Genomic DNA, 9217 nt, shown 5'->3' with positions numbered 1-9217 from the left:
AGACGGCGTCGATGTCGGGTCGCTCCTCGCGGTCGACCTTGATGTTGACGAAATGTTCGTTCATGAACGTCGCGGTGGCCGCATCCTCGAACGACTCGTGCGCCATCACGTGGCACCAGTGGCAGGCCGCGTAGCCGACGCTCAGCAGGATCGGCCGGTCGAGCTCCTTGGCCACGGCCAGCGCCTCCGGTCCCCACTCCCACCAATCCACGGGGTTTCCCTTGTGTTGCCGGAGATATGGGCTCATGGCAGCACCGAGACGGTTCACGTCGACCATCATCTCTCGCCCCCGAAGCGCCGGCCAACCCCACTCGGTGATGCAGCGTAAGCCAAATCCTGGCCGGCTACTCGATGCTTAGTGGGAGGTCGGCAACGATCGTGCTGCCGGCTCCGTTCGTGTGGAAGGCGAGAGTTCCACCGAGCTCGCGGGCTCGCTCCCGCATGGAGGTCAGTCCGACGCCCGGTGTCCAGTCGCCACTGGATTGCCCGTTGTCGGAGACTTCGATCGTGAGGCTGTCGGCGGTTCTCCCCAGCGCAACTCTCGCCGAAGTTGCGCCGCTGTGCCGCGCAATGTTGGTAAGTGCTTCCATGACGATGCGATAAGCCGCCACCTCGAGGGCCGCCGGGAGCGCCGGAACATCGCTCGCCTCGATGTCGATTGTGACGCTCGGGAAGGCGTCGGCGTTGACCGAGAGCGCACCCACGAGCCCCAATTCGTCGAGGGCGGGTGGACGCAGGCCGTAGACCAACTCGCGGATCTCGTGGATCGCGGTCTCGGTCTCTCGCCGAATCCTGTCGAGCATCTCCACCGACCCGTCGCGCTCGCTCACCAATCGTGCCGCATCAACGGTGAACGCGATGCCGGTGAGGCGTGGGCCCAGCCCGTCGTGCAGGTCACGCCGCAGGCGTCGCCTCTCTTCCTCGCGGGCCGTGGCGCCGAGCGCTCGGGCCCGCAGCAAGCTTGCGGTCTGGGTGCGTGCACGCACCGTCTGCACCAACAGCGGCAGCGCGAGCGTCAGCACTCGCTCATCGTCCTTGGACAGGCTCTGGTCGCCGGCGCGAACACCGACCGTGAGCGTGCCCAGCTGCCCGCCATCGGCATCGATGGGAAAGGCGCGCACCCTGTCCTGAATGGTGCCGACGGTGATCGGCTCCTCGCCGTCCAGCGCAAGGGCGGCGTACGGCAGCACCAGCCCCTCCTGGATAGCTCGCACGGCGGCGGCGGGATCGTCGCCAACGCTGCCCGCCACCTGCTGCACCGCGCTGAGCGCGTCGGGGCGGTAGCCGAACAAGATGGCGTCAGCCGTCTCGCTGACCATCCTGCGCACCGGATTCCACAGCCCCCCGAGGACGACGGCGGCGACGGCCATGGGAACGATCCCTGGCGGCGAACCGGTACGCCACATGAAGAGGGTGAATACGAGGGTCGCTCCCGCGAACAGGAAGGCAACCGTGAAGGCCGAAACGATGGCGCGTGAGGCGAGCCAACGGCCGTCGAGCCGTCCAGCCGGACCTGCGCCGACGGCAGCAGCGACACCAAGGAGCCCCACGCTCGCGGCAACTACGGGGGCGAGCCGCGAGCGGTCGCCGGGGAGAGCCACGATCCACACGAGAAGGCCGACGATTCCGCTTGCGCTCAGCACCCACAACAGCGGCTCCCGGTCGGCTGCCGGAGTTGTTTCGAGTCGCCACCACACGTGGGTTGCCGCGACTGTGACCGTGGCGAGCACAATCGCGACGAAGTCGATGTCGCTCAGTCCGTTGTCCCGGGCGAGTGTCCACGCGAGTGCAGGCGTGCCCACGGCAAGGGCGGCCAACGTCAGCCAGGTCGCGAGGCCGCGCTCGAAGCGCGGATAGGTCGCGATTGCAGCCACCAACGTGGCGACCGCAGCCAGTCCGACGTACGCCCTCCCGTCGGCAGGCGCCCAATGAACGCCGGCGAGCAGGGCGCCGCTGACGGCAAACAGGACGCCCGCCGGATACGCCTTGGCCTGCAGGCACAGGACCAATCCGGAAGCCACGAGCAGCAACCCCGCAATCGCCCAGCCAATGGTGGCCGAGGCGAGACTCATCGGCGGGATATCCCGTGCTCGTGGGCGAGCAAAATCGCCTCGGTGCGATCAGCCACCCCGAGCTTGGCATAGACCGACGTGAGCTGGTTGCTGACCGTCTTGGGGGAGACGAACAAGGTGGTCGCGATCTCGTTGGTCCGGTGGCCGGCTGCGAGCAGGGCCAGGACCTCGCGCTCACGATCGGACAGCTCGGGAAAGGGATAGTCCGCGACCGCCGTGACCGAGCCGATTCGCGCGAGCAACGCATCGGCGACGCCTTGCCCGAGGATCGCTTGGCCCGAGACCACGGCGCGCAGAGCTGCAGCCACCTCGTCACGACCGGCGCCCTTGAGTAGATACCCGCGGGCCCCGGCTCGCATCGATCCGATCGTCGTGGCATCGTCGCCGTACATCGACAGCATGAGCACTGCGACCTTCGGGGCGAGCTCGGTGATCTGGCGCGTCGCTTCGACACCGTCGAGCCCGGGCATTTGCACATCCATCAACACGACGTCCGGCCTGAGTCGGACCGCCTGCTTGACTGCCTCGTCACCGTCAGCGGCCTCGCCGACGACTTCGAAACCATCGAGGTGGGTCAGCATGAGATTGAGTCCGTCCCGAACGACCGTGTGGTCGTCGGCGATGAGGACTCGGATGGACATGCCGTCATTGTTGCAAAAGTCGATTCCCAGCGACGTAGGAAAGCGTGGTGGAAAATCGGGAAATCTGCCGATTGCGGTGGGAGTATGCGGGCGACGAGTGTGGTGGCACCATCAGCCGCATCACACCCAAGGAGCCCCAAGATGACTGCGTCGACGAAGCCCCATTTCTCCATCGGAAACCACATCGGACATGGACTCGGGATGCTCGTCTCAGCGTTCCTCCTCCTCGTCGGCATCTCGCCCGAGGCTCGCGAGGGAAGCGGCTATGCGGGGAACATCTGGATCGGCTTCGTCGTCTTTGGCGGGATCGCGCTCGTGGCACTGCTGGCCTCGTGGATCACGCGGGCCGGCCTGGCCCGCCGCATCGGCGGGGTCGCGCTGATCCTGGCCGCCGTCGTGCAGCTCTCCATCCTGTTCGTGCCGGATCGCGGTGTCGCTGGCCTCATCGGAAACTCCGCGGGCGCCCTGCTGTGCCTCGTGCCGGCGGTGCTGGTGCTCCGCCCATCGGGCAAGCGGGACTGAGCCGCCCGTCATCCGTCGCCGGCACCCGCGCGAGTGATACAACAGGGTGATACAAATTGCTGCGGAATCCGTGTCCTTCGATGGCATTCGCTGAACCGGAACAGCACGGAATGGCGCCACTGACCTGCGGTTTTACCGATGGTCAGCAGGTCGTGAGCGTGAGCTCACACACGTGGCACCAGTGGCAAGCCGCGTAGCCGACGCTGAGCAGGATCGGGCGGTCGAGCTCCTTCGCGACGGCCAGCGCCTCCTCGCCCCACTCCCACCAGTCGACCGGGTTGTCGGCGTGCTGGACGAGGTAGGGGCTGGTCGAGCTGGCGAGTCGGTTGGCCATGCCTTCAACGTAACCGCGTCAGTACGGGCTGCCTCCCGGCAGTCCGACGGTCGTCAAGTACCACCCGGCCGACGTGAGCACGACGACGATGAAGGCGGTGAACAGCAGGCCACCCGCAACCGGGAGCAGCCAGCCGGGGGCGGAATGGCTGCGGACGGCGATCACCTTCGCCACGAACGCGCCGTAGACGATGCAGCCCACGAGCGAGTGCAGGAGCACGCGGGTGTCGGTGGTCTGGAAGCCGAGCGACCACAGGCAGTGGTACGCGACCGGGAGGCTGACGAGGACGGCCAGCGCCCCGGACAGCCGGTGCCCGGTGCTGAGCCAAGACGGGGCAGTGATCCCGAGCTTCCCGTACATCCAGAGCGCTCCGACGAGCTGGCCCAGGGCGAGGACGCCCACCGCGATGGCGAACCAGACCTTCATCTCGATCATCGAGCCGAGGCCGAAGGTAGTGATCGGCTCGAACGTCGGATCGTGGACGCGGCCGTAGACGCCCAGTACGACGCTGACGGCCGCCCCGGCGGCGAACGCGGTGAGCGGGACGGCGGGGCTCTTCGTGGCCTCCATGTGGTGATCATGGCAGGCGCCAGGCGGCGTGGGGAAGACTGCGCGCATGGAGATTCGTGCGGCACGTGACGCTGACTGGCCCGGCATCTGGGCAATCGTCACCGAGGTGCTGGCCGAGGGCGATGCCTACACGTACGACCCGGACATGACCGAGGACGAGGCGCGCGACAAGTGGCTCGGACCCGCACCGTGGAGCACCTCGGTAACGGTCGATTCAGACCGCGTCCTCGGTGCGGCGACCTACGGCCCGAACCAGGCCGGCCCGGGCTCGCACATCTGCAACGCCAACTTCATCGTCGCGAAGACGTCACGCGGCGGCGGGTTCGGGACCGCACTCGTCGAGGACACACTCGCGCGAGCCCGCGCTGACGGCTACGCGGGGATGCAGTTCAACGCCGTCGTCGAGACCAACCCCGCCGTGGCGCTGTACGAGCGAGTCGGCTTCGACATCATCGGCACCGTGCCGGGCGCCTTCCGGCACCCGCGACTCGGTCCGGTCGGCCTGCACGTCATGTACCTGGCGTTCTGACAGACGTCAGCTCTGCGGTTCGTCGTCCTTATCGCCCGGCCACGGTTCGCGGGCGCGCCGCGAGTGCTTGACGAACGAGCGCATGAGGAAGACCAGCGCCACGACCAGCAGCCCGACGACCAGCATGGCGAGCCACCCGGGCCGGACGTTCTCAGGCGTGAGAGGGACATCTTCCGCAGCAAACGCAAGCAGGACATCGTTCATGCCCTCAGCCTAGACAGCCACCCTCGTCACGTCCGTAGTGGTACTCGTCGTTCGTCGAGTCGGGTTGAGCTGTGCTGGCGAGCCGCCCCGGGAAAGGGTCGAATCAACTTTCCCCGCATCGAGCGTGATGGTCGTTTCGACTGGCTCAACGACCGATGACGATTCGAGAAGGTGAAATTGCCACGCCCGTCGGCAGTGACATGGAGGAGGTCGCGGTGGACGAGGTGGCGGCAGCGGACGCAGAGTCCGGTCATGTCGTCGAGGTCGGTGCGGCCACCGTGGGAGTACCAGATGACGTAATGGACCTCCAGATGAGTGTTCTTGCAACCGGGTGCGGCGCAGACACCGGATTGGCGGGCGATGATCGCGCGGCGCTGCTTCAACGTGGCGAGGCGGTAGGTGCGGCCGACGTTCCGGACCCGTGCCTGCTGGTACTAGCCGAACACGTCGACGTGGTCGAGCCGGATGCTGCCCTTGGCGGCGGCTTCGGCGACAGTCGGGAGATCCCGGGTCGTGCTCGCTGCCCGGATCAGCTTCTTCGTCTGAACCGCATCGAGCCGGAGCTCGTTCCGGGCCCAGGTCGTGATCGTGGATGCGCCGTCGAGCTCGAAGTCCTTCGAGGTCTCCAGCTTGGCGAGCTCCACGGTCTTGACCGCATCCAGCGCGTCCTGCGCAGCCTGAATCGCGCGCAATCTCGTTCGAGAATCACCCGCGGTGAGCGCTCGCGCCACGTCGCGCAGCCGCTCCATGGTGACCCCCGAATCCATGCCACCAGAATAGTCGAACAGACGTTCGCAGGCCAGTGGAAAACCTTGTGAATTCAGCGAAATATGCCCGATTCCTCGTTCGTCCTAGCGCCGGCGCCGCCCGAGCCCTACGTTGGCACCATCGGCAACGAAAGGACGCACCATGAGCGGTCGCATCGTGCACTTCGAGATCCCGGTCGACGACCGAGAGCGCGCCAACGCCTTCTACGAGAAGACCTTCGGCTGGCAGCTCGCGTCGATGCCGGGCATGGGCTACACCCTGGTGACGACCGGGCCCTCCGGAGACACCGGTCCCACCGAGCCCGGGTACATCAACGGCGGCATGCTGCTGCGCCAGGAACCGATCACGGCTCCGGTGCTCGTGGTCGACGTCGACGACATCGACGCCGCGCTGAAGACGATCGGCGAGCTCGGCGGCTCCACGCTGCGCGACAAGGAGCCCGTCGGCGACATGGGGTTCGCTGCCTACTTCACCGACCCGGAGGGCAACGTGATCGGACTGTGGGAGACCGCACGCTAGTTTCGTCCGGGTGACCGCCGACCTCCTCAGCCAACGGCAGCTCAACCGAGCGACGCTGGCTCGCCAGATGTTGCTCGAGCGTGCCGCGATGACAGCCCTCGACGCGATCCGGCACCTGGTCGGGCTGCAGGCACAGGAACCACCGGACCCATACATCGGGCTCTGGTCACGACTCGACGGCTTCGAGACCGAGGAGCTCGAGAAGCTCATCCTGGATCGCGAGGTCGTCCGGCTCGTGGTGCAGCGTGGCACGGTCCACGCCGTCACCGCCGACGACTGCCTGGTGCTCCGACCGCTGGCCCAGCCGATCCTGACCCAGCAGCTCCACAGCCACAGCGACTACCGCGGACGGTATGACGGCGTGGAGCTCGACGCCGTTATGGCGTTCGCCCGCGAAGTCCTCACCGAGAGCCCCCGCAACACCCGCCAGCTCCGCGATGCCCTGGGAAAACAGTTCCCCGAGCACCACCCTGCCGCGCTCGCCTTCGCCTGCCGCAACCTGCTGCCGTTCATCCAGGTGCCGCCGCGAGGACTTTGGGCCACCCCGGGCGAGGTCGTCGGCACCACGGCCGAGGCGTGGATCGGGCGGCCGCTCGAGTCGAACCCGTCCGTCGACGACGTCATGATGCGTTACCTCACCGCTTTCGGACCGGCCACCGTGCCGGACGCAGCCACGTGGTCCCGCTACACCGGACTGCGCGAGGTCTTCGAGCGCATCCGGTCACGGCTCCGCACGTTTCGCGACGAGGACGGGCGGGAGTACTTCGACGTTCCCGACGGGCCACTCCCCGATCCGGACACGCCGGCACCTGTGCGCCTGCTGCCTCAGTTCGACAACCTCCTGCTCTCGCACGCCGACCGTTCTCGTTTTACCAGCGGTGATGACTACTCCGAGATCTGGCTGAACACCACCGGGTTCCTCGGCAACGTCCTCGTCGACGGAATGCTCGTCGGGATGTGGCGCTTCGACCAACCGACCAGGGTCGTTCAGCGGGGACGAACCTCAGGCGTGCTGACGATCACCACGACGCGCAAGCTCTCGCGCCACGACGCAAGTGCAGTGAAGGCGGAGGCCCGCCGGTTCGCCGGTTTCGTGTCGCCCGGCGCGGAGCACGACATCGTCCTCACCACTCCCGGTGAGGTCACCTCAGACCGGCGAACAGGTCGTCCTCGGGGGTCGTCGTCTCCACGTGGCTAGTGACGAGCTGGTAGTCCTCGGTGGGCCAGGCCTCGGCCTGCACCTCGCGGGGGACGGCGAAGAACCAGCCGTCCGGGTCGATCTGGGTGGCGTGGGCGAGGAGCGCCTCGTCTCGCACGTGGAAGTACTCGGCGCACTCGACGCGCGTGGTGAGTCGCGCCTCGTCCTCGGGTTTTCTCTCCCACTTGTCGAGGTACTCGGCGTACGGATTGGTGAGTCCGTGGCGTTCGGTGGCTTCCGCGATCGCCACCATCCGCGGGTAGCTCCAGCCCAGGTGGTAGTAGAGCTTCTTGACCTGCCAGGGCTCGCCCGCGTCCGGGTAGCGGTCGGGGTCGGACGCCGCCTCGAACGCGTGCACGCTCACCTCGTGGCACTTGATGTGGTCGGGGTGCGGGTAACCGCCGTTCTCGTCGTACGTCGTGAGCACGTGCGGACGGAACGAGCGGATCAGTCGCACCAGCGGCTCGGCCGCCTCCTCGAGCGGCACCAGCGCGAAGCATCCCTCGGGCAGCGGAGGCTTGGGGTCGCCCTCGGGCCAGCCGGAGTCGACGAAGCCGAGCCAGTCCTGCCGGATGCCGAGGATGTCGCGCGCCCGCGCCATCTCGTCGCGGCGGATCTCGGTGATGAGCGCGGGGTTATCGATGATGCCGGGGTGGTCGAAGCTCGGGTTGAGCACGTCGCCGCGCTCGCCCCCGGTGCAGGTGGCCACGTGCACGTCGACACCCTCGGCCACATATCTGGCCGTCGACGCCGCCCCCTTGCTCGACTCGTCGTCCGGATGGGCGTGCACGTGCATGAGTCTGAGCTGTTCGGCCACCGTTCCATCCTGCCACTCACTACGACCATGGTCGGATGCGGTTCGCCGGTCAGCCGCGCCATGATGACGGATGACCACATCCGAAGCGGTGCTCGTCACCGGCACGTCGACCGGCATCGGCCGAGCCATCGTCGAACGTCTCTCGCGGGACGGCACGCGCGTGTTCGCCGCCGTACGCGACCTGTCCACCGTCGACGACCACCCGCTCGTCACCCCCGTCCGCCTCGACGTCACGTCGGCCGCGGAGGCCAAGGCTGCCGCAGACCTGGTGCGTGACGCCCTCGGTTCCTCGAAGCTCCGTGGCATCGTCAACAACGCGGGCATCGGCATCGGCGGGCCGCTCGAGTTCATCGACCTCGACGAAGTGCGCCGTCAGTTCGAGGTCAACCTCATCGGCCAGATCGCCGTGACGCAGGCATTCCTCCCGATCCTGCGCGAGCAGGGCCCGCAAGATCCGCGCATCGTGTTCACCAGCTCGATCGGCTCCCGGGTGGCTGCGCCGTTCGTCGGCCCGTACTCCGCGTCCAAACACGCCCTCAACGGGATGGCCGAGTCACTGCGTCGCGAGCTGTTGCCCTGGGGTTTTCGCGTCTCCGTGCTCGAGCCGGCCACGGTCTCCACGCCGATCTGGGACAAGGCCGCCGAGGCGGTCTCGACCACGGTCGACACGCTTCCGCCCCGCGCCATCGAGCTCTACGGCGAGGCCATCGAGTCGTCGCGGAAGTACGTCGCCGCGGCGAACGACGCCGGCATCCCACCGTCAGTGGTCGCCGACGCTGCCCACCACGCGTTGTTCTCGCGTCGTCCGAAGGCCGAGTACCTGGTCGGGACCGAGGCGAAGATGACAGCCGCCGCCTCGTCCCTGCTCCCCTTCCGCGTCTTCGACCGGCTCGTGCTTCGCGAGATGCGGAAGGGCTAGCCTCGAGATTTCACGTCGCCGGGTTGAGTTCGGCGTGTAACGCACGGAAGTGCCTGTCCTGCTTGGGATTCTTGTTCTTACGACAGTCCAAGAAGTTCCAAGTGGAAGGCACTCCGCAGATGAA

General features: G+C 67.3%; 13 protein-coding genes and 1 pseudogene. 5 read left to right on the top strand and 9 right to left on the bottom strand.

The window, feature by feature from the left end:
- From ACRDPN_RS02265 to ACRDPN_RS02255, 3 genes are all read right to left on the bottom strand, one after another.
- On the bottom strand, nucleotides 1-247 hold a 247-nt coding region (locus ACRDPN_RS02265; protein ID WP_431445704.1), incomplete at its 3' end, for a DUF255 domain-containing protein.
- Nucleotides 248-344: 97 nt separating this feature from the next.
- On the bottom strand, nucleotides 345-2072 hold the full coding sequence (locus ACRDPN_RS02260; protein ID WP_431445703.1) for a sensor histidine kinase: 1728 nt from the start codon (nucleotides 2070-2072) through the stop codon (nucleotides 345-347).
- Nucleotides 2069-2713, bottom strand: coding sequence for a response regulator (locus tag ACRDPN_RS02255; RefSeq protein ID WP_431445702.1), 645 nt, complete (start codon nucleotides 2711-2713; stop codon nucleotides 2069-2071). The genes ACRDPN_RS02260 and ACRDPN_RS02255 overlap by 4 nt, the downstream gene beginning before the upstream one ends.
- A gap of 141 nt (nucleotides 2714-2854) precedes the next feature.
- Between ACRDPN_RS02255 and ACRDPN_RS02250 the strand changes: the two genes are divergently transcribed.
- Complete coding sequence (locus ACRDPN_RS02250; protein ID WP_431445701.1) at nucleotides 2855-3235, top strand: hypothetical protein; 381 nt, start codon at nucleotides 2855-2857, stop codon at nucleotides 3233-3235.
- A gap of 160 nt (nucleotides 3236-3395) precedes the next feature.
- Here ACRDPN_RS02250 and ACRDPN_RS02245 read toward each other — a convergent pair.
- A pseudogene (locus tag ACRDPN_RS02245) lies at nucleotides 3396-3569 on the bottom strand (DUF255 domain-containing protein); the annotation flags it as partial.
- A gap of 18 nt (nucleotides 3570-3587) precedes the next feature.
- Nucleotides 3588-4139: a DUF6529 family protein gene (locus tag ACRDPN_RS02240; protein ID WP_431445700.1), complete on the bottom strand. Its 552-nt coding sequence runs from the start codon at nucleotides 4137-4139 to the stop codon at nucleotides 3588-3590.
- 46 nt (nucleotides 4140-4185) lie between these two features.
- On the opposite strand from ACRDPN_RS02240, the gene ACRDPN_RS02235 reads away from it, so the two are divergent.
- A complete protein-coding gene (locus ACRDPN_RS02235) occupies nucleotides 4186-4668 on the top strand; it encodes an N-acetyltransferase family protein (protein WP_431445699.1) in 483 nt (160 codons plus the stop codon).
- 6 nt (nucleotides 4669-4674) lie between these two features.
- Here the strand turns inward: ACRDPN_RS02235 and ACRDPN_RS02230 are convergent, their stop codons facing one another.
- From ACRDPN_RS02230 to ACRDPN_RS02220, 3 genes are read right to left on the bottom strand one after another with little or no spacing between them, the layout of a single operon-like run.
- Nucleotides 4675-4872: a hypothetical protein gene (locus tag ACRDPN_RS02230; RefSeq protein WP_431445698.1), complete on the bottom strand. Its 198-nt coding sequence runs from the start codon at nucleotides 4870-4872 to the stop codon at nucleotides 4675-4677.
- Nucleotides 4873-4898: 26 nt separating this feature from the next.
- The gene (locus ACRDPN_RS02225) at nucleotides 4899-5255 is read right to left on the bottom strand and encodes an HNH endonuclease (protein ID WP_431445697.1); all 357 of its coding nucleotides are present in this window, start codon (nucleotides 5253-5255) and stop codon (nucleotides 4899-4901) included.
- 51 nt (nucleotides 5256-5306) lie between these two features.
- A complete protein-coding gene (locus ACRDPN_RS02220; protein ID WP_431445696.1) occupies nucleotides 5307-5639 on the bottom strand; it encodes a hypothetical protein in 333 nt (110 codons plus the stop codon).
- 142 nt (nucleotides 5640-5781) lie between these two features.
- On the opposite strand from ACRDPN_RS02220, the gene ACRDPN_RS02215 reads away from it, so the two are divergent.
- Both ACRDPN_RS02215 and ACRDPN_RS02210 read left to right on the top strand, forming a co-directional pair.
- Complete coding sequence (locus ACRDPN_RS02215; protein ID WP_431445695.1) at nucleotides 5782-6159, top strand: VOC family protein; 378 nt, start codon at nucleotides 5782-5784, stop codon at nucleotides 6157-6159.
- A 10-nt stretch (nucleotides 6160-6169) separates the two neighbouring features.
- Nucleotides 6170-7357, top strand: a complete 1188-nt coding sequence (locus tag ACRDPN_RS02210; protein ID WP_431445694.1) for a winged helix DNA-binding domain-containing protein — start codon at nucleotides 6170-6172, stop codon at nucleotides 7355-7357.
- Here ACRDPN_RS02210 and mca read toward each other — a convergent pair.
- Nucleotides 7302-8174, bottom strand: a complete 873-nt coding sequence (gene mca / locus ACRDPN_RS02205; protein WP_431445693.1) for a mycothiol conjugate amidase Mca — start codon at nucleotides 8172-8174, stop codon at nucleotides 7302-7304. The two genes, ACRDPN_RS02210 and mca, sit on opposite strands and share 56 nt — an antisense overlap.
- 70 nt (nucleotides 8175-8244) lie before the next feature.
- Between mca and ACRDPN_RS02200 the strand changes: the two genes are divergently transcribed.
- On the top strand, nucleotides 8245-9093 hold the full coding sequence (locus ACRDPN_RS02200) for an SDR family NAD(P)-dependent oxidoreductase (RefSeq protein WP_431445692.1): 849 nt from the start codon (nucleotides 8245-8247) through the stop codon (nucleotides 9091-9093).
- The last annotated feature ends 124 nt before the right edge of the window (nucleotides 9094-9217 follow it).

The sequence above is a fragment of the Aeromicrobium sp. genome, from assembly GCF_050700635.1.
Taxonomy (GTDB): domain Bacteria; phylum Actinomycetota; class Actinomycetes; order Propionibacteriales; family Nocardioidaceae; genus Aeromicrobium.
The sequence above is the reverse complement of the archived record's forward strand: the minus strand, read 5'-3'. Positions and strand labels throughout refer to the sequence as shown.